At 56.9% G+C, this 25,640-nt stretch carries 19 protein-coding genes; 11 read left to right on the forward strand and 8 right to left on the reverse strand.

The features are described from left to right. The first annotated feature begins 79 nt into the window (after positions 1–79). The 8 genes from betB (at position 80) to yccS (ending at position 13,446) form a co-directional block, all read left to right on the forward strand. Positions 80–1,552, forward strand: a complete 1,473-nt coding sequence (betB, locus tag ACA044_RS28375; protein WP_497444220.1) for a betaine-aldehyde dehydrogenase — start codon at positions 80–82, stop codon at positions 1,550–1,552. A 217-nt stretch (positions 1,553–1,769) separates the two neighbouring features. Continuing rightward, complete coding sequence (betA, locus tag ACA044_RS28380; RefSeq protein ID WP_497444221.1) at positions 1,770–3,473, forward strand: choline dehydrogenase; 1,704 nt, start codon at positions 1,770–1,772, stop codon at positions 3,471–3,473. A 256-nt stretch (positions 3,474–3,729) separates the two neighbouring features. After that, complete coding sequence (locus ACA044_RS28385) at positions 3,730–5,172, forward strand: TldD/PmbA family protein (RefSeq protein WP_497444222.1); 1,443 nt, start codon at positions 3,730–3,732, stop codon at positions 5,170–5,172. After that, a complete protein-coding gene (locus ACA044_RS28390) occupies positions 5,172–6,521 on the forward strand; it encodes a TldD/PmbA family protein (protein WP_497444223.1) in 1,350 nt (449 codons plus the stop codon). The genes ACA044_RS28385 and ACA044_RS28390 overlap by 1 nt, the downstream gene beginning before the upstream one ends. Before the next feature lie 189 nt (positions 6,522–6,710). Continuing rightward, on the forward strand, positions 6,711–8,138 hold the full coding sequence (gene mdtD / locus ACA044_RS28395) for a multidrug transporter subunit MdtD (RefSeq protein WP_497444224.1): 1,428 nt from the start codon (positions 6,711–6,713) through the stop codon (positions 8,136–8,138). Between the two features lie 231 nt (positions 8,139–8,369). Next, complete coding sequence (gene dbpA, locus ACA044_RS28400) at positions 8,370–9,707, forward strand: ATP-dependent RNA helicase DbpA (protein WP_497447326.1); 1,338 nt, start codon at positions 8,370–8,372, stop codon at positions 9,705–9,707. A gap of 147 nt (positions 9,708–9,854) precedes the next feature. Beyond that, complete coding sequence (locus ACA044_RS28405; protein ID WP_497444225.1) at positions 9,855–11,033, forward strand: BaiN/RdsA family NAD(P)/FAD-dependent oxidoreductase; 1,179 nt, start codon at positions 9,855–9,857, stop codon at positions 11,031–11,033. Between the two features lie 229 nt (positions 11,034–11,262). After that, on the forward strand, positions 11,263–13,446 hold the full coding sequence (gene yccS, locus ACA044_RS28410; protein WP_497444226.1) for a YccS family putative transporter: 2,184 nt from the start codon (positions 11,263–11,265) through the stop codon (positions 13,444–13,446). A gap of 121 nt (positions 13,447–13,567) precedes the next feature. On the opposite strand, the gene ACA044_RS28415 is transcribed toward yccS, so the two are convergent. Next, a complete protein-coding gene (locus tag ACA044_RS28415; RefSeq protein ID WP_497444227.1) occupies positions 13,568–14,305 on the reverse strand; it encodes a substrate-binding periplasmic protein in 738 nt (245 codons plus the stop codon). 258 nt (positions 14,306–14,563) lie between these two features. Between ACA044_RS28415 and ACA044_RS28420 the strand changes: the two genes are divergently transcribed. Then, positions 14,564–15,016: a GNAT family N-acetyltransferase gene (locus ACA044_RS28420; RefSeq protein ID WP_497444228.1), complete on the forward strand. Its 453-nt coding sequence runs from the start codon at positions 14,564–14,566 to the stop codon at positions 15,014–15,016. A 104-nt stretch (positions 15,017–15,120) separates the two neighbouring features. Here the strand turns inward: ACA044_RS28420 and ACA044_RS28425 are convergent, their stop codons facing one another. From ACA044_RS28425 to ACA044_RS28435, 3 genes are all read right to left on the reverse strand, one after another. Next, positions 15,121–15,417: a winged helix-turn-helix domain-containing protein gene (locus ACA044_RS28425; RefSeq protein WP_090178776.1), complete on the reverse strand. Its 297-nt coding sequence runs from the start codon at positions 15,415–15,417 to the stop codon at positions 15,121–15,123. 485 nt (positions 15,418–15,902) lie between these two features. Further along, a complete protein-coding gene (locus tag ACA044_RS28430; RefSeq protein WP_497444229.1) occupies positions 15,903–16,493 on the reverse strand; it encodes an acyl-homoserine-lactone synthase in 591 nt (196 codons plus the stop codon). A gap of 127 nt (positions 16,494–16,620) precedes the next feature. Continuing rightward, on the reverse strand, positions 16,621–17,337 hold the full coding sequence (locus tag ACA044_RS28435) for an autoinducer binding domain-containing protein (RefSeq protein ID WP_497444230.1): 717 nt from the start codon (positions 17,335–17,337) through the stop codon (positions 16,621–16,623). Positions 17,338–17,735: 398 nt separating this feature from the next. Between ACA044_RS28435 and ACA044_RS28440 the strand changes: the two genes are divergently transcribed. Continuing rightward, positions 17,736–18,680, forward strand: a complete 945-nt coding sequence (locus ACA044_RS28440) for a class I SAM-dependent methyltransferase (RefSeq protein ID WP_497444231.1) — start codon at positions 17,736–17,738, stop codon at positions 18,678–18,680. An 85-nt stretch (positions 18,681–18,765) separates the two neighbouring features. On the opposite strand, the gene ACA044_RS28445 is transcribed toward ACA044_RS28440, so the two are convergent. The 4 genes from ACA044_RS28445 to ACA044_RS28460 all read right to left on the reverse strand — a co-directional run bounded on the left by ACA044_RS28445 (position 18,766) and on the right by ACA044_RS28460 (position 24,408). Further along, positions 18,766–20,436 (reverse strand): B12-binding domain-containing radical SAM protein, encoded by a 1,671-nt coding sequence (locus ACA044_RS28445; RefSeq protein ID WP_497444232.1) that lies wholly within the window; start codon positions 20,434–20,436, stop codon positions 18,766–18,768. Positions 20,437–20,560: 124 nt separating this feature from the next. Next, complete coding sequence (locus tag ACA044_RS28450; RefSeq protein WP_497444233.1) at positions 20,561–21,478, reverse strand: DMT family transporter; 918 nt, start codon at positions 21,476–21,478, stop codon at positions 20,561–20,563. 269 nt (positions 21,479–21,747) lie between these two features. Next, positions 21,748–22,239, reverse strand: a complete 492-nt coding sequence (locus ACA044_RS28455) for a M48 metallopeptidase family protein (RefSeq protein ID WP_497444234.1) — start codon at positions 22,237–22,239, stop codon at positions 21,748–21,750. Positions 22,240–22,284: 45 nt separating this feature from the next. Beyond that, positions 22,285–24,408 (reverse strand): putative bifunctional diguanylate cyclase/phosphodiesterase, encoded by a 2,124-nt coding sequence (locus ACA044_RS28460; RefSeq protein ID WP_497444235.1) that lies wholly within the window; start codon positions 24,406–24,408, stop codon positions 22,285–22,287. 318 nt (positions 24,409–24,726) lie between these two features. Between ACA044_RS28460 and ACA044_RS28465 the strand changes: the two genes are divergently transcribed. Beyond that, positions 24,727–25,395: a polysaccharide lyase family 7 protein gene (locus tag ACA044_RS28465; protein WP_497444236.1), complete on the forward strand. Its 669-nt coding sequence runs from the start codon at positions 24,727–24,729 to the stop codon at positions 25,393–25,395. Positions 25,396–25,640 lie beyond the last annotated feature (245 nt).

Raw genomic sequence — 25,640 nt, forward strand, 5'->3', positions numbered from 1 at the left:
CCACTGACCAGCGTCGCCAACGCTACACGGCACGCCCCAGTGGTTAACGCCAACCAACTTATGCACTTGCGAGGACTTTATGGCCCGTTTCGAACTGCAAAAACTCTACATCGATGGCGGCTACAGTGACGCCAGCAGCGACGCCACTTTCGAAGCCATCAACCCGGCTAACGGTGAAGTCCTCGCAACCGTACAACGTGCGACCAAGGAAGACGTTGAGCGTGCTGTGGTCAGCGCCGAAAAGGGTCAGAAAATCTGGGCCGCGATGACCGCCATGGAGCGTTCGCGCATCCTGCGTCGTGCCGTCGACATCCTGCGCGAGCGCAACGATGAACTGGCCGCCCTGGAAACCCTGGACACCGGCAAGGCGTACTCCGAAACCCGTTACGTCGACATCGTCACCGGCGCTGACGTGCTGGAGTACTACGCAGGTCTGGTGCCGGCCATCGAAGGCGAGCAGATCCCGCTGCGCACCACGTCTTTCGTCTACACCCGTCGCGAGCCGCTGGGCGTTGTGGCCGGTATCGGCGCGTGGAACTACCCGATCCAGATCGCTTTGTGGAAATCCGCACCGGCCCTGGCAGCCGGTAACGCGATGATCTTCAAGCCAAGCGAAGTCACTTCCCTGACCACGCTGAAACTGGCCGAGATCTACACCGAAGCCGGCGTTCCGGCTGGGGTGTTCAACGTCCTGACCGGCAGCGGCCGTGAAGTCGGTACCTGGCTGACCGAACACCCACGCATCGAAAAAATCTCCTTCACCGGCGGCACCGACACCGGCAAGAAGGTCATGGCCAGCGCTTCTGGCTCGTCCTTGAAAGACGTGACCATGGAACTGGGCGGCAAATCTCCGCTGATCATTTTCGACGACGCCGATCTGGATCGCGCCGCCGACACCGCGATGATGGCCAACTTCTACAGCTCCGGTCAGGTCTGCACCAACGGCACTCGCGTGTTCGTCCCGAGCCACCTGAAGGCTGCGTTCGAAGCCAAGATCGTTGAGCGCGTTGCGCGCATTCGCGTTGGCAACCCGGAAGACGAAAACACCAACTTCGGCCCTCTGGTCAGCTTCGCCCACATGGAAAGCGTGCTGGGTTACATCGCCAAAGGTAAGGAAGAAGGTGCGCGTCTGCTGTGCGGCGGCGAGCGTCTGACCGACGGCGAATTCGCCAAAGGCGCGTTCGTGGCCCCGACCGTGTTCACCGATTGCACCGACGAGATGACCATCGTTCGCGAAGAGATCTTCGGCCCGGTGATGAGCATCCTGTCTTACGAAACCGAAGAAGAAGTGATCCGTCGTGCCAACGACACCGAGTTCGGTTTGGCGGCTGGCGTCGTCACCAAAGACCTGAACCGCGCTCACCGCGTGATTCATCAACTGGAAGCCGGTATCTGCTGGATCAACGCCTGGGGCGAGTCCGACGCCAAGATGCCGGTCGGCGGCTACAAGCAGTCGGGCGTGGGCCGTGAGAACGGCATCAGCTCGCTGAACAACTTCACACGCATCAAATCGGTACAGGTCGAACTGGGCGATTACGCCTCGGTGTTCTGATCTGGCGCAGAACCTGAGGCTTGGGCTTTTTGTGGCGAGGGAGCTTGCTCCCGCTGGGCTGCGAAGCGGCCCCAACCTCAGGTTCCGCGCTCATTCAGACAGAACATGGTCGCTGATTTGCGACTGCTGCGCAGCCGAGCGGGAGCAAGCTCCCTCGCCACAGTTGAGTGGTGCATCGGCGACCGCGACCTGACCAACTTCAAAGAGGGTGCATTCAATGTCCCAAGAATTCGATTACATCATCATCGGTGCCGGCTCGGCCGGTAACACCCTGGCGACCCGTCTGACTGAAGACGAAGGCGTCACCGTCCTGCTGCTCGAAGCGGGCGGCCCGGATTACCGTCTGGATTTCCGCACGCAAATGCCGGCCGCCCTGGCGTTCCCGCTGCAAGGTCGTCGCTACAACTGGGCGTATGAAACCGATCCAGAGCCGCACATGGACGGCCGCCGGATGGAATGCGGTCGCGGCAAGGGCCTGGGTGGCTCTTCGCTCATCAACGGCATGTGCTACATCCGCGGCAACGCCATGGACTACGACAACTGGTCGAAGCTGCCCGGTCTGGAAGACTGGACCTACCTCGACTGCCTGCCGTATTTCCGCAAGGCGGAAACCCGCGACATCGGCCCGAACGACTACCACGGTGGCGACGGCCCGGTCAGCGTGACCACACCGAAGGCTGGCAACAACCCGCTGTTCAGCGCGATGGTTGAAGCAGGCGTACAGGCCGGTTACCCGCGTACCGAAGACCTGAACGGCTACCAACAGGAAGGTTTCGGCCCGATGGACCGCACCGTGACGCCGAACGGCCGTCGCGCCAGTACCGCTCGCGGTTACCTGGACATCGCCAAGAAGCGCTCGACCCTGACTATCGTTACCCACGCCCTGACCGACAAAATCCTGTTCGAAGGCAAGCGTGCGGTCGGTGTGCGTTACCTGATTGGCGCCGCAGAAGAGCGCGTTGAAGCCCGTGCCCGCAAGGAAGTGCTGCTGTGCTCCGGCGCCATCGCTTCGCCGCAGATCCTGCAACGTTCCGGCGTCGGCCCGGCCGAACTGCTGAACAAGCTCGACATCCCCGTGGTCCACAACCTGCCGGGCGTCGGTGAAAACCTGCAGGATCACCTTGAGCTGTACCTGCAATACGCCTGCACCCAACCGGTCTCGCTGTACCCGTCGCTGTTGCTGCACAACCAACCGGCCATCGGTGCCGAGTGGCTGTTCAACGGCACCGGTATCGGCGCCAGTAACCAGTTCGAAGCCGGTGGTTTCATCCGCACCCGTCCGGAATTCGATTGGCCGAACATTCAGTACCACTTCCTGCCGGTCGCGATTAACTACAACGGCAGCAACGGTGTGAAAGAGCACGGTTTCCAGGCGCACATGGGTTCCATGCGTTCGCCAAGCCGCGGTCGCATTCAGGCCAAGTCCAAGGATCCGCGCGAGTACCCGAGCATCCTGTTCAACTACATGGCCACCGAGCAGGACTGGCAGGAATTTCGCGACGGCATCCGCCTGACCCGTGAAATCATGCAACAGCCAGCGCTGGACGCCTTCCGTGGTCGCGAAATCAGCCCGGGCATCGAGGTGCAAACCGATGAACAGCTGGACACGTTCATCCGCGAACACGCCGAAACCGCGTTCCACCCATCCTGCTCGTGCAAGATGGGCACCGACGAAATGGCGGTGGTCGATGGCGAAGGTCGTGTGCACGGCATGCAAGCCCTGCGCGTGGTCGATGCTTCGATCATGCCGATCATCACCACCGGCAACCTGAACGCGCCAACGATCATGATGGCCGAGAAAATCGCCGACAAGATCCGCGGTCGCAAGCCACTGCCGCGCAGCAAGGCTGATTACTACGTGGCAGGCGATGCGCCGGTGCGTGGCAAGCCGTTGCGGGATGTGAGCCTGATTGCTCAGTAAGTCGTAATACCGAGGCGCGGCCTTCGCGGGCAAGCCTCGCTCCTACAGGGAATCGCACTCTTCCTTGTAGGAGCGAGGCTTGCCCGCGAAGGGGCCAGACCAACCAACACACACCCTCCGACACATCCTGGCAATCCCCTCCGGCTCCGCTCCGCCCTTGATCTACCCCCCGCCCAAGCCTAATCTAGCGCCACGCAAACGCTTCACCCCCTCGCCACATCGATGCACCGCCACTCCATAACAAGGAGGTTCCCGAATGTTCGATTTCCACCCCCAGCTCAAGCAGCGTTTCGCTGCGTTGCGCACGGGCGCTGAGTTCTTTTCGCTACGTTATGTGCGCGAATCCGGACAGTACCTGTCGGTGCGCAAGAACGTCGCCGAACCGCCGAGCCTGAGCCGGGACGAAGGCGCGATGCTGACCGTTCGGGTCAACGGCGTCGAAGCCTATGCCGCGACCAATGACCTGTCGCAACAAGGCTTGCAAGCCGCGCTGGATAAAGCCGAGCAACAAGCCCGTCGACTCAAGCCCCACGCCCTGCTCGACCTGCGCGAGCAAGCGGTTTCCAGTGACCGCGCCGACTATTTCTCGCCTGACTTCGACCAGCCCTTTGCGTCCCTGAGCGATTGCTACCAATTGCTCGGTGCCGAATCTGCCAGCGTGCCCAAGGACGAGCGACTGGTGAACTGGCAGGCGAGCATCGGCATCACCAACGTCGAGCAAATCTACCTCAACAGCGCCGGCGCCGAATTACGCCAGGCCCAGCGCTTCGTCTACCCGAGCATGGACGTCACCGCCTACGACGGCAGCGACAGCCAGACCCGCACCCTGGGCCGCGAGAACTTCGGCCAGCAGGGCGGCTTTGATGTGATCAGCCGTTGCGGCCTGATCGGCGCCGGCCCGAAAGTCGCGGATCAGGCGCTGCAATTGCTGCTGGCGCCAAACACCCCGCAAGGCCCGCGCGATCTGTTGCTGATGCCTGACCAAATGATGCTGCAGATCCACGAGTCCATCGGTCACCCACTGGAACTGGACCGCATCCTTGGCGACGAGCGCAATTACGCCGGCACCAGTTTCGTCAAGGCAGAAGACTTCGGCAGCCTGCAATACGGCTCCGAACTACTCAACGTGACGTTCGACCCGGACATCCCCGAGCAACTTGCCAGCTACGGGCATGACGACGACGGCAGCGCCGCCAGCAAGCAATTTCTGATTAAAGAAGGTTTGCTGCTGCGTCCGCTCGGTGGCGCGCTGTCGCAATTTCGCGCAGGCCTCGACGGCGTCGCCAACAGCCGCGCCTGCGGCTGGAACCGTCCGCCGATCGACCGCATGGCCAACCTCAACATCGAGCCCGGCGATCAACCGCTGGAACAGCTGATCGGCAATAGCGAGCACGGGATTTTGATGAGCACCAACCGTTCGTGGTCCATCGACGATGCGCGCAACAAATTCCAGTTCGGCTGCGAATGGGCTCAGTTGATCGAAAACGGCGAACTCAAGGGCGTGGTGAAGAACCCGAATTACCGGGCGATTTCCGCACAGTTCTGGAAAAGCCTCAGCGCCGTCGGCGACGCCAGCACCTTCAAGGTGCTGGGCACGCCGAACTGCGGCAAGGGCGAACCGAACCAGGTGATCCGCGTCGGCCATGCATCGCCGGCCTGCGTGTTCAGCAATGTTGATGTGTTTGGGGGAGATGCCTGATGAGTACTTCAACGAGCACTTCAAATAGCCAGGCTGAGTCGTTCAAGGCCCTGGTCAACTGGTTGCGCGACGCGCTGCACACGCCTGAGCAATTCACCCTCAGCTACGCCGCCGAGTCGTCGGCCTTCGTGCGCTTCAACCACGCCAAGGTCCGTCAGGCCGGGCAAGTGCAGCAAGCGAGCATCGGTTTCAAACTGATTAACGACGGCCGTCATGCTGATCTGAATATCACGCTGTCGGGCGATGTAGAAATCGACCTTCAGCGTCTGGCCGAGGGACTGCAGCAATTGCGCGAAACCTTGCCGCTGCTGCCTCAGGACCCGTACCTGCGGCTCAACCACAACAGCTGGCAGAGCAACAACGTGCAGGATCATCCACTGCCGGATACCGAACAGGTGGTCGCTGAAATCACTCAGGCTGCTGAAGGCCTGGATCTGGTCGGCTTCTATGCCGCCGGGCCGATCAGTCGTGGTTTCGCCAGCTCTGCAGGCGCGTTCGGCTGGCATCAGGCCAACAGTTTCAACTTCGATTTCAGCCTGTTCCATGAAAACGGTCAGGCGGTGAAAGCCAGCTATGCCGGTCACGACTGGAACAGCGAAGGGTTTGCCAGACGCTTCCAGCAGGCCCGCGAGCAGTTGGCGTTTCTGGGTCGGCCGTTGCGCACGCTGGCGCCCGGCGAATACCGCGCCTATCTGGCGCCGGCAGCGCTGGAAGAAATCATGGGCATGCTGAGCTGGGGCGGGTTTTCGGCCCAGGCGATTGCCAGCAAGCAGAGCCCGTTGCAGAAGTTCTACGCCAACGAAAACGTCTTCAGCCCCAACGTATGGTTGAGTGAGCAGGTCAGCGGCTCCTTGAGCCCAGCGTTTTCCGACGAAGGTTATCCCCGCGATGATCTGGGGTTGATCGCCAAAGGCATGGCCAATGCCCGACTGATCAATTCCCGCAGCGCCGCCGAATACGGCCTCACGGCCAACGGCGCCAGCAGCCATGAATACCCGACGGCGCTGGTCATGAACGGTGGCAACCTGGAGCAGGCGGACATCCTCAAGCGCCTCGGCACCGGGCTCTACATCAGCAACCTGTGGTACCTGAACTACTCGGACCAACCGGCGGCGCGCCTGACCGGCATGACACGGTTTGCGACCTTCTGGGTCGAGAACGGCGAAATCCAGGCGCCGGTGAGCACCATGCGGTTTGATGACAGTGCTTACAGCTTGCTCGGTTCGCAGCTGGAAGCGTTGACCGAGGAGCGGGAATTACTGCTGTCGGCCAGCACTTACAGTCAGCGGGCGACTGCTTCGGCGTTGTTGCCCGGTGCGCTGATAAACCGACTCACCTTAACCTTGTAAACACTACCCCTGTGGCGAGGGAGCTTGCTCCCGTTGGGCTGCGCAGCGGCCCCAAACCCGGCACATGCGGTTTACCAGTTAAACCGCATTCTCAGGATTTACGACTGCTACGCAGCCGAACGGGAGCAAGCTCCCTCGCCACAGGGTTCAGCGTCAGCCATGAATCTGCATTAACCCACAAGAGGTCCCATGCCCAACCGCCAACCTCTCGACGCTGTCACCGCCCGCTGGGTACCGTGGGTTGTGGCCATTGCCTTCTTCATGCAGTCCCTCGACGGGACGATCCTCAACACCGCCCTCCCCGCCATGGCCCGGGACCTGGCCGAAGACCCGCTGCGCATGCAGGGCGTCATCATCGCCTACATGCTCACTGTCGCCTTACTGATCCCCGCCTCCGGCTGGATCGCCGATCGTTTCGGCACCAGGAAAATCTTCTTCGGCGCGATCTTGCTGTTCAGCTTCGGCTCATTGCTCTGCGCCTTGTCGAGCACCTTGAGCATGCTGATCGGCGCCCGGGTAATCCAGGGCTTGGGCGGCGCCTTGATGTTGCCGGTCGGTCGATTGGTGGTCCTGCGCGCGTATCCGCGCTCAGATCTGGTGCGGATCATGGGGTTCATCACCATTCCTGGCCTGCTCGGCCCACTGATCGGCCCGACCATGGGCGGCTGGATGGTGCAATACCTGACGTGGCACTGGATCTTTCTGATCAACCTGCCGGTGGGTCTCGTCGGTTGTTACGCGGTATGGAAATTCATCCCCGACCTGCGCGGCAGTGAGCGCACCCGCTTCGATAGCCTGGGCTTTTTGCTGTTCGGTGCGGCGATGGTATTGATCACCATCGCCATGGAAGGCCTCGGCGAACTGCACCTGCCGCACTTGCGAGTGATGTTGTTGCTGTTTGGCGGCATGGCGTGTCTGGCGGCGTATTGGTTGCGGGCCGGGCACATCGACAATCCGCTGTTTGCGCCATCGCTGTTCAAGACCCGGACCTTCGCCGTGGGCATCCTCGGCAACCTGTTCGCCCGGCTGGGCAGCGGCGCCCTGCCTTTCCTCGTACCGCTGCTACTGCAAGTGGCGCTGGGTTATTCGCCCTCACAGGCCGGGATGAGCATGCTGCCCCTGGCGGCGGCCGCGATGGTCGCCAAGTCAGTGGCGCGGCCGCTGATCGAACGTTTCGGCTACCGCACAGTGCTGACCGGCAACACGCTGGCGCTGGGGATCATGCTGGCAAGCATGGGCCTGGTCAGCGAGCAGACGCCGTATTGGCTGCTGCTGGCTCAGTTGGCGATTCTGGGAGCGATCAATTCCTTGCAGTTCACCGCGATGAACACCGTCACCCTGATCGATCTCGACGACGCCAGCGCCAGCAGCGGCAACAGTTTGCTGTCGGTGGTCGCGCAATTGTCCCTGAGCCTCGGTGTGGCCTGCGCCGGCGCCCTGCTCGGCGGCTTCACGGCGGAGATCGGCAATGACGGCGTGGACACGGTTCTGGGCGCGTTCCAGCTGACGTTTGTCACGGTCGGAATCATGGCGATGCTGGCTGCAACGATCTTCTCGCAGCTTTCACCCAAGGATGGCCGACGGACGGTCAGCCGCGAGCACGATATAGAACACTGACTTGTAGCAGCTGCCGAGGCACGAGGCTGCGCTGGGCTGCGCAGCGGCCCCTGAGGGCGGTCCTGCGGACACGCAACGCAGCCTCGTGCCTCGGCAGCTGCTACACGCTATTCGTCCAGAACTTGCAGGTGGAGAGCACGGGACTGATACACTGCGCGACATTTTGTTTTGCAGGCCAGTCCCGTGACCACCATCGCCACCGCTTTTAATACTTTGCCGCTGTCCGCCGCCATGCTGGCTAACCTCGACTCCCTCGGTTATGCCCAGATGACGCCGATCCAGGCGCAAAGCTTGCCGGTGATCCTCAAGGGGATGGACCTGATCGCCCAGGCCAAGACCGGCAGCGGCAAGACCGCGGCCTTTGGTATCGGCCTGTTGAACCCGATCAATCCGCGTTTCTTCGGTTGCCAGGCGCTGGTCATTTGCCCGACCCGTGAGCTGGCCGACCAGGTCGCCAAGGAAATCCGTCGTCTGGCCCGTGCCGAAGACAACATCAAGGTGCTGACCCTGTGTGGCGGCGTGTCCTTCGGCCCGCAGATCGGCTCGCTGGAGCACGGCGCGCACATCATCGTCGGCACCCCGGGGCGCATTCAGCAACACCTGCGCAAAGGTTCGCTGGTGCTTCATGGCTTGAACACCCTGATCCTCGACGAAGCCGATCGCATGCTCGACATGGGTTTCTACGACTCCATCGAAGAAATCATCGCCCAGTGCCCGGAGCGTCGCCAGACCTTGCTGTTCTCCGCCACTTATCCGGTGGGCATCAAGCAACTGGCTTCCAAATTCATGCGCAACCCGCAGCAAGTGAAGGCCGAGGCGTTCCACGACGATACGCAGATCGAGCAGCGCTTCTACGAAATTTCCCCGGAAGAGCGCATGGATGCCGTGGTCAAAGTCCTCGCGCATTTCCGCCCGGCGTCCTGCGTAGCGTTCTGCTTCACCAAGCAGCAGGTTCAGGAAACCATCGATCACCTGACCGCCAAAGGCATCTCTGCCGTCGGCCTGCATGGCGATCTGGAACAGCGTGACCGCGACCAGGTGCTGGCGATGTTCGCCAACCGCAGTACTTCGGTACTGGTCGCCACCGACGTCGCTGCGCGTGGTCTGGACATCGATGCATTGGACATGGTGATCAACGTCGAACTGGCCCGTGACTCGGAAATTCACATCCACCGTGTCGGCCGTACCGGTCGTGCCGGTGAGAAAGGCATTGCGATCAGCCTGGTCGCCCCGTCCGAAGCGCACCGCGCCCAGGCCATCGAGCAACTGCAGAAGTCGCCGTTGAGCTGGGATCAACTGGACAGCCTGAAATCCCAGGGCGGCGCGCCGCTGCTGCCGGTGATGAGCACGCTGTGCATTGGTGCGGGCCGTAAAGACAAGGTGCGTCCAGGCGACATTCTTGGCGCACTGACCGGCGATGCCGGCATTCCGGGCGCCCAGGTCGGCAAGATCGCGATTTTCGACTTCCAGGCCTATGTGGCTGTGGAACGCGGGATCGCCAAGCAAGCCTTGCAACGCCTGAACGACGGTAAAATCAAAGGCCGCTCGCTGCGTGTGCGCATCCTGTAAAACCGCCACAGCCCCCTAGTAGGAGCGAGGCTTGCCCGCGAAGAACGATTACACGGTGAATCAGGTAGACCGAGTTATCGTTCTTCGCGGGCAAGCCTCGCTCCTACAGGATTTGGTTAGCCCTGAGATTTGTGTGAGGACACCGTTTTGCGCTCTACCGAAGTCGTGATCATTGGCGCTGGCGCCGCAGGGTTGATGTGTGCGCTGGCCGCAGCCGGGCGCGGACGCAAGGTGATGTTGCTCGACCACGCGAACAAGGCCGGCAAGAAAATCCTGATGTCGGGCGGTGGCCGCTGCAATTTCACCAACATGTACACCGAACCAGGCAATTTCCTGTCGCAGAACGCACACTTCTGCAAATCCGCGTTGGCGCGCTACACCCAATGGGATTTCATCGCCATGGTCGCCAAACACGGCGTGCCGTACCACGAGAAAAAACTCGGTCAGTTGTTCTGCGATAACAAATCCAGCGACATCCTTGAAATGCTGCTCGATGAGTGCGATCAGGTCGGCGTCAGCCTCCACCTGGACACCTCGATCCAACACATCGAGAAAATGGAAAGCGGTTACCTGCTGCAAACCACCCTCGATCAGATCACCTGCGAATCCCTGGTAATCGCCACCGGTGGCCTGTCGATTCCGACCCTGGGCGCCACTGGTTTCGGCTATCAGGTAGCCAGACAATTCGGCCACGATTTGCTGCCGACCCGCGCCGGCCTCGTGCCGTTCACCATCACCGATCAGCTCAAGGAGCTTTGCACCGAACTGTCCGGTACGTCGGTGGATTGCCTGGTGAGCTGCAATGACCAGAGTTTCCGCGAGAACATCCTGTTCACCCACCGCGGCCTCAGCGGCCCGGCGATTTTGCAGATCTCGTCGTTCTGGGAATCCGGCGACACGGTGGAGATCAACCTGATGCCGGATCACGACGTGCCGAACTGGCTGCAACAACAGCAGGCCGAACGCCCGAACAGCGAGTTGAAAACCCTGCTCGGCGAAATCTTCACCAAGAAGATGGCCAACCTGCTGGCGGACAACTGGTTCGTCTCAAAACCGATGAAGCAATACACCCACGCCGAGCTGGCGGACATCGCCGAAAAACTGGCGAGCTGGAAAGTCGTGCCGGCCGGCACCGAAGGCTACCGCACTGCCGAAGTGACCCTGGGCGGTGTCGACACACGTGAAGTGTCGTCCAAGACCATGGAGTCGCTGAAAAGCCCCGGCCTGTATTTCATCGGCGAAGTGCTCGACGTCACCGGGCATCTGGGTGGTTTCAACTTTCAGTGGGCCTGGGCCTCCGGTTACGCCGCCGCGCAGTACGTCTGATCGACCGCGTTATCGTTCTTCGCGGGCAAGCCTCGCTCCTACAGGTTCACAGTATTATTCGCGCATACCGAAAACCTGTAGGAGCTAGGCCTGCCCGCGAAGGCCGTGCTGACAGTCAACATACAATGCGCAAGGAACAGATTTTGCTGTCAGATGTGATCGGCGCCATTGCGCCGGCGTCATTAGTGGCTCAATTTAGCGTCATCGCCTCGGAAGGCCTTCGCACTTCATGTCATCGACCACATTTCGGCAATCTCTGCGCCGCCTCTGGGCGCTGGATAAATTCAGTTACAGCGTTCGGGTATTCATCGCCCTGACCGGCAGCATGGCGCTGTGTTGGTATCAGGATGAAATGGGACTGCTGATCCCGTTGTTCCTGGGGATCATCGCCAGTGCCCTGGCCGAAACCGACGACAGCTGGCAGGGGCGCCTCAACGCGCTGGCCGTGACGCTGGTGTGTTTTATTGTCGCCGCCCTGTCCGTCGAACTGCTCTTCCCTTACCCCATCCTCTTTATCATCGCCTTTGCACTGGCCAGCTTCTGTCTGACCATGCTCGGTGCGCTGGGCGAACGTTATGGCGCGATTGCTTCAGCGACGTTGATTCTGTCGGTCTACACCATGATCGGTGTGGACCAGCGCGGCGGTGCAGTCACCGATTTCTGGCACGAACCGGTGCTGCTGGTGGCCGGTGCAGCCTGGTACGGTTTGCTCTCGGTGCTGTGGCAGGCGCTGTTTTCCAACCAGCCAGTGCAGCAAAGCCTGGCGCGGTTGTTCCGTGAACTGGGTTTTTACCTGAAACTCAAATCGTCGCTGTTCGAACCGATCCGGCAAATGGACGTGGAAGCGCGACGGCTGGAACTGGCCCAGCAGAACGGTCGTGTGGTCGCCGCGCTGAACGCCGCCAAGGAAATCATTCTGCATCGGGTCGGTGACGGTCGGCCGGGCTCGAAGCTCAGCCGTTATCTGAAGCTGTACTTCCTCGCCCAGGACATCCACGAGCGCGCCAGTTCCTCCCACTACCCCTACAACGCGCTGTCCGAAGCGTTCTTCCACAGCGACGTGCTGTTCCGCTGTCAGCGCCTGCTGCGCCAGCAAGGCAAGGCCTGCCGCGCGCTGGCCGAATCGATCCAGATGCGCCAGCCATTCATCTATGACGCAAGCTTCGCCGAAACCCTAAACGACCTGCACGCCTCCCTCGAACACCTGCGCATCCAGAGCAATCCGGCATGGCGCGGTCTGTTGCGTTCATTGCGGGCATTGGCGGCGAACCTCGGCACCCTTGACCGCTTGCTCAGCGACGCCAGCAACCCCGATGCGCTCGCAGATGCTACCGACAGCAGCCTGCTCGACCGTTCGCCCCGCAGCCTCAAGGATGTCTGGGTACGGTTGCGCACACAGCTGACGCCGACCTCGTTGCTGTTCCGTCATGCCCTGCGTCTGCCTCTGGCGTTGAGCATCGGCTACGCGATGGTGCATTTGATCCACCCTTCGCAGGGTTACTGGATCATCCTCACCACGCTGTTTGTCTGTCAGCCGAACTACGGCGCCACCCGCCGTAAACTCGGCCAGCGGATCATCGGCACCGCCATCGGCCTGACCGTGGCCTGGGCGCTGTTCGATCTGTTTCCGAACCCGCTGGTGCAGTCGTGCTTCGCGATCGTTGCCGGGGTAGTGTTCTTTACCAACCGCACCACCCGCTACACCCTGGCGACTGCCGGGATCACGATTATGGTGCTGTTCTGCTTCAACCAGGTGGGCGACGGTTATGGGCTGCTCCTGCCGCGACTGTTCGATACCTTGCTCGGCAGCCTGATCGCCGGGCTGGCGGTGTTCCTGTTCCTGCCGGACTGGCAGGGCCGACGCCTGAACAAAGTGCTGGCCAATACCCTGACCTGTAACAGCATTTACTTGCGCCAGATCATGCAGCAATACGCCGCTGGTAAAAGCGACGACCTGGCTTATCGCCTGGCTCGGCGCAACGCGCACAACGCCGACGCCGCGTTATCGACGACGCTGGCCAACATGCTGATGGAGCCGGGGCACTTCCGTAAAGAAGCGGATGTCGGGTTCCGTTTCCTGGTGCTGTCGCATACCTTGCTCAGCTATTTATCGGGGCTTGGGGCACACCGCGAAACCCAACTACCGTCGGACGTGCGCGAGCATTTGATCGACGGCACCGGCGTGAACCTGGCCGCCAGCCTCGACGAAATCGCCCAAGGCCTGGCGAGCAAACAGCCGATTGCGATTCAGAGTGATGAGGAAGAAGCGCTGGCCAATGAGCTTGAACAGATGCCGGATGAAATCGATGAAGGCCAGCGGTTGGTTCAGACACAACTGGCGTTGATCTGCCGGCAACTGGGGCCGTTGCGGACGTTGGCGGCGCATCTCATCAAGGACACTAGCGAAGCCTGAGATTTGTAGTGACGGGGCCGGCCTCATCGCGGGCAAGCCTCGCTCCTACAGGTTGAGGTGATTCCGTAGGAACGAGGCTTGCCCGCGAAAGCGTCAGCTCAGACACCGCAGTCCTTTCAGATCACATCCCATGCTGCTTGAGCAACTTCTCATAACTCCCATCGGCCTTCATCGCCGCAATCTCGCGGTCGAAGCCGGCGACGATCTGTTCATGCTGCGGATTTTTCAGGCTCACCAGAATATGCAGGCTGTTCTCGCTCAACGGCTTGGGCAAAAACTCCACGGCATTGCGCACTTTGGATGATTCACGAGCGAGGTAATACCGGGCGACAAACTCGTCTTCCAGGGTCAGCTTGACCCGATCGGCCGCAACCATGCGCACGGCCATGGCGAAGCTATGCACCGGGACTTTCTGCAGCGACACATCGTCGTCGAATGCTTGCGAATAGGCATAACCGCGTACCACCGCAATCGGGTAAGTGTGCAGTTGTTGCAGGTTATTGAATTCGATCGGCGCGTCCTTGCGCTTGAGAAAGCGCACGCGGTTGAGCAGGTACTCGCCGGAAAACTGCCCCAGCTTCGTCCGATCGTCGGTGTACCAGGCGTTGACCAGCACGTCGTAACGCCCCTCGCCTACCCCAAACAAGGCTCGCGCCCACGGCACTTGCTCAAAATCACTGGCATACCCTGCCCGGGCCAGCGCGGTGCTGACGATGTCCGTGGCCAATCCGCCATTGATCAGCGTGGCGTCGGTAAAGGGCGGCCAGGCATCGGCTACCAGACGCAGCTTTTCCGCTGCCGCGGCGTGTGTCAGCAACAGCAATCCAATCAAAGCAAACGCTCGATGCAATCGCGGCATGCCAGAAAATCCTTAGCGGGCGGGCTGCCCGACGCGTTTTTCAACCAAAACTCCAGGGTCCTTTACCGGCGAAACCCAGGTCCTAACATTAGCTCATTGAGGCCATTGCACAGCGCTTCATCGCAGATTACACAAAGAAGACAATCTCGCGAGAAATGAATGATGGCATTTTGGGCTTTATCAAAGATTTCTCCGCCATCAAGACATCCCGCGTCAGGGCGCTTAGTATCAGAACAACGTTGTTCAAGGAATGTGAAGATGACAATCGATTGGATCTGTAAACACCACAGCAATCTGGGTAAAGAGCAGCTGTATGCGATTCTGCAGTTACGCGCCGAGGTGTTCGTCGTCGAGCAGAAATGCGTTTATCAGGACGTCGATGGCCAGGACCTGGAAGGTGACACCTGCCATTTGATGGGCTGGGACGGGGATCGGTTGGTGGCCTATCTGCGCTTGCTCGACCCGGAGTTACAGGGCGGCGACGTGGTGATTGGCCGAGTGATCATTGCTCCCGCTGCACGCGGCACCGGACTTGGCCATGAGATGATGAGCCAGGCGTTGAAACAGGCCGGGAAGCACTGGCCTGAAGTGCCGATCTATCTCTCGGCCCAGGCGCATTTGCAGGGGTATTACGGGCGGTACGGGTTTGTGGTGGTGGGTGAGGAATACCTGGAGGATGACATTCCGCATATCGGGATGCGCCGCCCTTAAGGGCCTCTTCGCGGGCAAGCCCGCTCCACGTTCGTCCTGTGACCGCAGTTCCAGTGTGGGAGCGGGCTTGCTCGCGAAAGCGTCAGCCGAATCACAGCAAGCGTTCAGGGGTATTCCAGCACCGCTTTGATCTGCCGCAGATTACGCTCGATCCACCCCCGATCAATCGCCCCCCACTCGCGAATCCGATAGCGCCCCGCATGGTTGCGCGCGCCTTCTTCCTGCTCGAATTCACAAATGATATCCAGATCCGCCAACGCCGCGATGGTGTCCTGAGCCGTGCGCCTAGGCATGCCAGTCACTTCGGTCAGCGCCGGCACGCTGCTCGCCAGCCCGCTGTCGATCAGGTACGCCACGTACAACCGGCGGTAAAAACTGCTTTTAGTCTTGCTTACGTCCATCCGCCTGTTCCTCGCCTCCTAATGACCCCGAAAGATCGCAGGCTTGCAGGACGATAACAAGCCATCACCCTCAATCACCCGAGTGTTTATGACCGCAACCGCTGTGGACTATCTGTTTTGATAGTGTACATTCAGCGAACTCCCGGACTAGATTCCAGTTAACTAACCTATGCGCTCTTCATTGCGCGCCACTGAAGCCTTTTTAAAGCACTGGCGAAGAGCTAAATGCCGTTTTGGGAGAACAACAATATGACTGTATTTGAACCTGGCGCATGCGTTCGCCTACGCTCGGGGGGAAGGAGGATGGTGGTAAAATCCCCATCATCCGATGTCTATTTGCTCACGACGTCCCTGGTACCGTGCGAATACCGTGAAAAACACCGAATTGTCCAAGGATTTTACGCAGCATGTGACCTGATCGCCACACCTGACAACCTCCCATTCAAGCGCCCATAACTACCTGAATTAATAGGTAGAACACCTTTTTATGGGCACTGAACGACAGCATTCAACCCTAAAGCCTTACGAGTAAGGTCGCCAAGATCGATAGTCAATGCAACAGCCTTTTCGACCCCAATTTGCAATGGTGTGCCTAGACGACCGATCTCCAGCCCCGCCTTCAACAACATCCGTTCAATACCTACCGTCGTTACCGTTACATAAGTTTTTATACCATTACGGATACCAAAAGAAATGACTTCCTTGATCGCCTCGAAGGTTAAATTTGAAAACTGCATTGTTGACTGTTGCCCTGCAGCGACAGCGAATCGACTGAGTTCCCACACATCGCTGGCTTCAGGAGCCGCCGCGGCAAGAAGCTCAGGAAATGTATCCTTGAGCATGTAAGGACCGGTCGTAGGTAATAATCTCCAGCATCCTTGGACATCATTCGGCTGAGCCTGGCTATTGATCAGCATGTAAAACGGATTAAGCGCGTCGTATCCATCGATTTCCATACCGGCAATCAGAGTAACGTCCCAACCTTTTTTATACTTGAATACTTGGGCCCGCAAAGTGTGCATGGCTTGAAGTTTTGAGCCATCAAACTCTGTACGTCGGGCGATTTCATACTGCATGAACAGATCCTCAATTGACTGGCTAGCCAGACAAAACTATTCAACTTCAACTTGGTTTTCACCTATCAAATGCAGTAGTTCCTTGAGGAAAAATATTCTGCTACCGTAAAGGCAACCGCCCTGCCTTTCATACGGCTATAAGTCCTAGCGCTATCGCTTTAACGGCAGCGGCACGCCGGGTATTAACTTTGAATTTTGATCTTATGTTTTTAATATGATAATCGATATTCGCCTCAGAGCAATTGCAAATTTTCGAAATCTCCCATGTCGACTTCCCGATCGCACTCCACTTTAGAATTTCCATTTCACGCGGAGAAAGTATGATATCAGGCTCAGCCTTATGGCCCCTTACAAAACCAAGCGCCTTCTGAAACAACGAATCCTTTAAAAAACTGATCTCCATCAATTTACTGTGAATGAATTTTTCGGCATCCGCATTCTCAGCATCGACTTGCAGGCTTAACATCCCAAACTCGGCAGCTGGGCCATGAAGCGGAAATGTCACACCCGATTTCAAATTGAAAGACTTGGCTTCTTCCAGAAAGCACTTCTGCCGGGGTGTCACATACAAATCGTCGTGCCAGATGACATGCCTGACACTACTTCGTGCATGTGCAACCACAGGATCTATATCAGCGTATCCATGGGCGTCGTATCTATCACGCCAAATCGAGGAATAACTGGTCAGAATAATTGCTTCATGCAGCGGAGACTGAGCACTGTCGATAATGCCAAGAAGTGTTTGCTCAAAGCCCATAAAATTGGCTGTTTCGGTGATCAGCCCATGCCAATTTTCAATATTCGTTGCTGATTCTAATTGCACTACTCTCTCGAGAAAATCCATTTCCAATACCTCTCCCTTTGCGCCGCATGCTACCACGCACGTTGTTACATTCTCAATCCACCTAGGCCGGCAAGCAACAGGGCCAATATCTTGAAAATACACCCGTATCGTTTGTAATCGCCTTATTTCAAAAATGAAAAACCATACAAATAAATCACCTTAAACCTTAAGATTCTTTCTTGACATCGCCCTATCAAGCATCGTTGAAGTTTTTCGCGATGCACTTTGGCGACCTCAGTAGCTTTCGAGAATAAAAAGGCCAAAACAGCAAGCAGTTGATGCAAAAACTGTCAACGTTTAAAGCGTCCGCATAGCTATCAAAACAGATAGTGTTCATGCCCTGCTTTGCTTGCTAAGTTCAATCAGTATTTTTATTCATCATCGAGACCCTGTGACCTATGACCACTTCCACTCAGAGCGTCAGTGATTTTTACAGCCGGTTTTCGGCAAGTTATACGCAATACGCCAACGGCACTTCGACGTTTGAAGAGATTATCGACCTCAAGGCCTGCAAAGCCGACCACCCTTTTTCCTGGAGCGACTTACAAACCTGGCAAGCCCTGCAGGAATCTATTGATGCGATTATTCTTGAAAAAGAGAAATCCGGAGAACCCCGGGCTCTTCAACTGCTGGACGTGGGGTGTGGTGATGGAATGTGGGCCATCAGAATTGCGAACTATTGCCTGCAACAAGACATTGCCATTGATGTTGAATGCCTGGACTTGTCTACGGACATGCTGCAGCAAGCCGAAAATATGTTTTCAGCTTATATAGAAGCACGAAAGGGTACTGCTGCACTGTCAGTGACTTACGCACAGTGCGATTTGACAAAGGGACTGGCGCATACGCTTCGACACACAACTTATGATTTGACCCTGTGCCTTCACACCGTCTTGAATCATGTGCCCAGTGAACATCTGGCGTTCTGTATTGCAGAGCTTATCGAATACAGTTCCGGCTTTCTTTACTTCTCGGTCAAGCCGCCCTTCAGCCGCCCAACGTTCTACGCCGCCCCCATGTCCGAGATCCTGCATTATGAAAGGCGCGACGAGCATCTCTATGCTCTGGACCTGAAGGGTCACTTCCATGTCGTACGCTCTAATCCTATTTCACGTAAACAGCTGGATGAACTGTTGAGCCAGCATCCCGTGAGCTATGATTTCGTTGCGCTGGATGTGCTGATATCACGCTTCCTGCCGGATCCTAGATGGCTAGGTGATGAAAAGCACACCAGCTCTCTTCCGATGGATGATCTTCTCGCGCTGGAAGCAAGAACCGGCCTCAATCCAAAATACCTGGACTTTGCCAATCATATTCTTGCGGTGGTTAACACACGTCAGTAGCAGGACGGTACAGAAAAACAGGCCTGCCGCCGCACTTCGTATCAAAGAAGTGCGGGGCGGTCATGGTAGCCATGCCCTGAGCAGATCAAGCGCCTATTGCAATGATGTTAGTAGCCTCATCCTCGAACGATGCGTGTGTGAAAAGGTCCTCGAATCGCTCGCTCGAGAGGTAATGCACCTCATCGTAATCATCAATTAACGCGTCACTATTGAGCATTTTGGCCATGGCACCGCGCGCTTGCGTGATTTCCAAGGGGGAAAAAAATGGCGTCCTCAAGGAACCCAGATAAAAAGTAATAACTTCAGGGTCTTGCGTCAAATCAAACTCCAGATTCTGTTTGTAACGTCTAAAGTCAACGGTGCCGGGTAGCAACGAAAGAATATATATATTGAAATAAACCTGAACCTGCGGATTAAACTCCTTACACAGTGAACGAATCTGCAAGGAGCGAAGATAAGTCAGGCTCAAGCTTTGTTCATCATCCTCGGGCCGACCAATAATCACATTGAACGAAAGCGAATGAATTCCGGTATTAACGATTTCCTCAATAACATCCTTGATAACACCCAGCGGCTTTAGCTTCCTGAATAATTTCGAGCAATCGTCCGTCAAATTTTCCAGTGGCAATGTTGCGCGATAGCAACCAACCAGTTCACCATTGACAAATTCGGAGTCAAACATGACACGAATCAATTCACGATCCACGACACCTTGATATTCAAACTGCCCCAATTCGATACCATTGGTAAATTCCCAGCTAAACCCCATATCCCTTGCAAGGTTAAACATATCAAACAACTCATCCCGCCCCGTTGAGAACACTTGCTTCCCTGAGGTAGAACGATGAATACGGGACAACAAGTTATCCTCTTGAAACAAAAGCGTCCTGATGCCCTTGCTTTTGAAATAATCGAAATGCCGTCTTATTTTTTCAAGTTGCATAAACCTGAACCGACCTTTGGTCGTCGGCGTTGCACAAAACGAACAAGCTTGCGCACATCCGCGTGAAGTTTCCACACTGATAAAAGGACCTTCAATACCGTAGGGTGGTTTACCCTCACCGGTATCGGAGTAACGCTCAAGATCGACAATATCCAGGTTGGGAGGAGGCATATCGTTGACATCATAGGCTCCCGTTTTTGTTAAGAACGATTTGACCGTGTGAACAACTTCACCATCCATGGCACGATAGGCAATATTGGGGACCGCGCTATAATCCTTGCCCTTATCGACACATTCCAGCAAATCGGCAAAACAAAGCTCTCCTTCGCCTTTAACGACCACATCAGCGCCAACGGAAACATGATAGTCCGGCTCTACAGTGGCGTCGGTTCCGCCCAGCACAATAACGGCATCAGGATTTTGCTCTTTACAGTACTGTATGAAGTCAACGACAATTCGACGAGAATGAGTAAAATTAGAATTAATACCAATAACGTCAGATTCCTGGATTTCTTTTATAACGGCATTGAACGGTAAGCCTACCCGGAATTTTTCCAGCACCAGGTCACCAAAAAAAAGTTCTCCGTACTTCTCTTTGAGCCTGTCTTCAACCCGCAGCGCGCCTTGTGTTTGCATGTCACATATTCGCACATCAACAATGACACTCCGCGCCAGCATGGCTTCTTTCAATCCTGCTGCCAGCGCCGTTAAAGGCGCCTTATGCATACTCGTCCTCACCGTGCCAAGAAAACGATCATCGCCTTTGACACATTGTCCCGGCGCGGGAACCGAAAAAAGGGTAACCGTCAACATAGCTCTATATTCCTTGTGTTATTCCACCAAGAAGCCAGCCCCTTGAAATTAACAAGGGGCAGAACAAGATGAGTTGGAGGCCGGCTTTATCAGACTTGACTAACAATCTGATCCAGCGTGTATATCATTCGCGAATAAACAGTGCCTTACGACGCAAGAACGTCAAAAAGGAACGATGATCAATCAGTCCGATGGACACACCGAAGATAACCAACATCATGGACATCATTTGCGTCCAGTCGACGTTCTCGTTGAGGATCAAAATAGAAAACAGCAAAGTGAAAATAGGGATGAGATTAAAATACATGCCCCCCTCGGAAGCGCTCACCTTGGAGATACCTATATTGAAAAAAGTATAGGCACCGGCCGTCACTATGGTTCCAAGATAGAGAACCGCCAATAGAGCATGGACACTTACTTCACGGGGAATGTCCGACTCATAAAGGGCAAAAGGAAGAAAAAATAGAGTACCTATAAAACTTTGCATTGCTGCCAATAAAAATGGAGAGTATTGCCCAGATAATTTCTTCAACATAATGGTGTATACGGCTGCACAGGCCATCGCCAATAATTCCAGAAAGTTACCTTTTACTGGCGCAATAGCTGCCTCGCTCTTCGTACCCGTCAAGCATAATAGGATGACGCCGAGAGTGGCGACAACCCCACCCAGGCATTGCGAGATACTGGGTTTTTCTCGAAGCGCAAAAAAACTGAAGGCAATAATGAATATCGGGAGAAAGGCAAATACCACACCCGCCTGGGACGCTGTTGTATATTGAAGAGCCATTGTTTCAAATATGAAATACAGACACGGCTCGAGCGCGCCCATCATCAGCAAATACACATAGTCCTTCTTTTCTATTTTTGCCTGCCCCTTATATTTCCATAACATCAAGAAAAAAATGCTTCCGAGTGCCAATCGAGAAAAAATAAGCAAAAACGGAGGCACCTCTTCAAGTGCTATTTTCAAGGCGATGAAAGCGCTGGCCCACAACGCCATTGCCAGCGTCAGGCACATCATCGCCTTCATATTTTCAACCATTGACGTCATCCAACTTGCCCCTTGCGTAAATTTGGCGGCAACGCTGAACGCGCTCCGGCAAAAAATGGGAACAGCAGTGATTTACGGTGGGTAGGGCATGGTTGAAAAAGGTATCAGGGAACACCTGGCTTCAGAACTATTGATTTGGGTAGTTGCTTTCACTGCGCAATTCAGTTCAGTTTCCAAGGCTCGTCTGCATGCACTCTGGAATGTTCGAAGCCACCATCACAGGTGATTGATTTTATTGATATTTATTCACTTCTCGATTTTTACTGCATATCCCGCCACGTCAGGTACACCCGCAAATCGAACTCCACCTGGTGATACCCCGGCAACATGTGTTCGCACAGTTTGTAGAACGCCTTGTTGTGATCCGACTCTTTGAAGTGCGCCAATTCATGCACCACAATCATTTTCAGAAACTGCGGCGCGGCGTCCTTGAACAGCGAGGCGATACGAATTTCTTTCTTGGCCTTGAGCTTGCCGCCCTGCACCCGGGAGATCGCGGTGTGCAGGCCGAGCGCGCGGTGGGTCAGGTCCAGGCGGTTGTCGAATAACACTTTGTCGATGGCCGGGGCGTTACGCAGGTATTCCTGCTTGAGGTCCAGGGCATAGGCGTACAACGCCTTGTCGCTCTGCACCCCGTGCTTTTCCGGATACCGTTGGCTCAGGTAGTCGCCCAGCCGACTTTCGGCGATCAGCTGGCGCACCTGGTCTTGCAACGCAACGGGATAGGCCTGGAGGTATTTCAACACAGTCATTGGGGCGGTAACACGAGTCACGAAAAGGTCGCCAGTGTAGCGAATTCAACTCGTCAGCGCGCTCCAGTCGAACGGTTCCACAAAGTGACGGGTATCCTCGGCCATCAACGGCCGCGCTACCAGAAACCCCTGCACGTACTGGCAACCATTGGCTTGCAGCCATTCAAATTGCGCCACCGTTTCAACCCCTTCGGCAATCACCAGCAGACCGAATTGTTTGCACAAATCGATGACACTGCGTGCCAGCGCCGCATCCCGTTCGGAGCCCGGCAACCGGGCGATCAAATGCCGGTCGAGTTTGAGCGTGTCCAGTTCCAGGTCTCGCAAGTGCGCCAGCGAACAAGCCCCGGAGCCAAAGTCATCCAGCGCCACCCGCACCCCCAGATTGCGCAACAAACGCAGTTGCTTGCGGGTTTCATCGGGGTTATGCATCAAGGCCTCTTCCGTGACCTCGACCTCCAGCTGACGTGGCTTTAAACCATGACGCTCCAGTACCTGACGCAGCTCGGTGACCAGGTTGGGCAAACCGAACTGCGTGCTGCTCAAACTGACGCCCAGCACCAGATCTTCGGCAAACAAGGTTTCCCAGGCTTTTCGCTGTTTGGCCCCGCGATGGTAAATCCAGCTGCCCAGACGACTGATCAACCGCGCCTCTTCCAGCAACGGCAAAAACAGTCCCGGCGGCACATCGCCAACACTCGGATGCTGCCAGCGCAGCAACGCCTCGAACCCGCGAATCTGCCCGTCGGCAATGGCCACCTGAGGCTGATAAACCAGGTTGAAATCACGGTTCTCGATAGCCGTGCGCACGCTTTCTTCGAGCATCAGCCGCGAGCGCGCCCGGCCATTCATTTCGTGATCGTAGAAGCGATATTGCTGACGCCCGGCCCGCTTGGCTTCGTACATGGCGATGTCAGACGCCCGCATCAACCCGTCGAGATTAGCTCCGCAATCGGGATAAGTGGCAATGCCGATACTGGCGCCCAAGGCAATGTCCATGCCTTCGATTTGCTGACAGATCGACACCCGCTCGATGAGTTTCTCGGCAATCTTGGCCGCTTGCTCGGGGAGCTCAAGATCCAGCAGCGCGGTGAACTCATCGCCACCCATCCGCGCCAGAATGTCGAAGGGCCGCAGACACGCCTTCAACTGCTCGGACACCCAACGCAGCACCCGGTCGCCGGCATCGTGGCCGAGGGAATCGTTAACCCGCTTGAAGCCATCGAGGTCCAGGTACAACAGCACCCACGTGCTGTCGGAGCGTTCGCCGCGCAGCAGCAGGTTTTCAACGGTCTGGTAGAAACCCCGGCGATTGAGCAGCCCGGTCAACGGATCGGTTACCGCCTGGAACTCCAGTTGCTGATGCAGATGGCGCACCACCGACATGTCCAGCACCGTCACCACCATGGCGTGTTGCTCGGTGGGCAAAGGCGCGCAGGACAACGCCACCGGCACTTGCTGGCCGGGCGCCGTACGCAGCAGCGCATCGTGCAGGCGCAGGGTTTCACCGCGTTTGTAGCCAGCAAACAATTCGGAGTCGGCCCAGATCGGGATGTGCGGTTTTTGCAGGAAATCCAGAAACTCCTTGCCTTGCAGCTCGTGCACCGTGGCATTGAGCAGGCGGGACATCGCCGGGTTGGCAAAGCGAATCAGCCCGTCCTCGCCTACCACCAGAATGCCTTCGGCGGCGTTATCCAACACCGAGGCATTGAAGGCCCGCGCGACTTCCAGGTCATGGCTCAACCGCTGCAAGGCACGGCGATTACGTTGGTGTTCGAGCAACGCCTGGACTTTGGGTTTGAGAATTTGTGGGTCGAACGGTTTGAACAGATAATCCACCGCACCACTGGCATAGCCCTTGATTACAGCGGTCTGGGACTGTTCGTTGGCGGTGAGGAAAATGATCGGCGTGAGGCGGGTTCGCTGGCTGCCGCGCATCAGGTGCGCCACTTCAAAACCGTCCATACCCGGCATCTGCACATCCAGCAGCACCAGGTCGACATCGTGTTCGAGTAACAGACTGAGGGCTTCAAAACCGGAAGCCGCAGTAATGATCTGCCAGTCCTGGCGCTGTAGCAACGCGCGCATGCTGATCAGGTTTTCAGGGTAGTCATCGACAATTAAAAGGATTGAGCTGCCTTCAGCTGGCGTAGGTTGTGCGCATTCCATGCTGCATCTCTTGTGCGGGACCCCAGGCCGGTCTCTTGTGAAAACCGGACACATACTGCGACTTCACTCTAGACCCGGATCCGCGAAAGCAGAAGCGGCCGGTGTGCCATCATTTAAGCAAAGTTTCAGAAGCCGACTAACGGTCAGTCCTACAGCCCCCGGAAACCGGGAAAGATGGCATTTCGACAGGTTGTTGACGTCAACCATCTGCCGGACGGGCGTTAACAAACAACCGTTCTACGCTTATAAAGACGGCTCGAAGGCGCGGGCCAGAGCTTCTGGTACGCGCGTGCAGTAAAAAAATGTGGAAGCTTGAATATGATCGATCTCGCAACCTGGAACCTCAGTGTTCCTGTCGGCAGTCCGCCGTATACCGTCGAAACACCCAAGCTGGTGGACGGCTTCAAGGATCAATACTTCCACTCTGATACCGGTACGTTGTTTTTCTGGTCCCCGGTAACCGGCTCCCGCACTGAGAACGCAATCTACCCTCGCACCGAACTCCGCGAAACCTACAGCAACGGCACGTTGAAAAACTGGTACTACCCTGACGCGGACAATTCCCTGCGTGCGACCCTGACGGTCAACCAGGTACCCAGCACGGGCAAGATCGTCATTGGCCAGATCCACGCCTACAACAGCCAGAAGCCAATGGTGAAACTCGAGTATCAATATAAAGACTACAGCGCGACCGGAAACATCGTCGCCAAAGTCCGCATGCACCCCGACGACGACACCGCCCGGGTCATCACCCTTGCCACTGGAGTGAAACTCGATCGGGAATTTTCCTACCTCATCCACCTCAGCCCCGGCGGTGCATTGGGTATCAGCGCGGCAGGCTACCAGTGGGACACCGACATCAGCGCGATGTGGCGTGATAAGCCGCTGTACTTCAAGGCCGGCGTCTATGTACAGGACAACAGCGGGTACACCAGCGAAGGCGGGAAAGTAACGTTCAGCAAGCTGGATATCGATCACGATACCTGAGGGGCAACTCGATCCTCTGTAGCAGCTGCCGAGCCCGCGAGGCTGCGTTCGGCTGCGAAGCAGTCGCAGTCCGGCGAATACGTTTTACCTGGAATAACGCGGTGTCTGATTTTACGACTGCTGCGCAGCCTCGCAGGCTCGACAGCTGCTACGCAAACAAGAACGATCCAGGCATCCGAAAACCTCGTAGGAATCCACCCATTGTGGCGAGGGAGCTTGCTCCCGCTGGGCTGCGAAGCAGTCCC

This window comes from Pseudomonas sp. LBUM1673, from assembly GCF_059695645.1.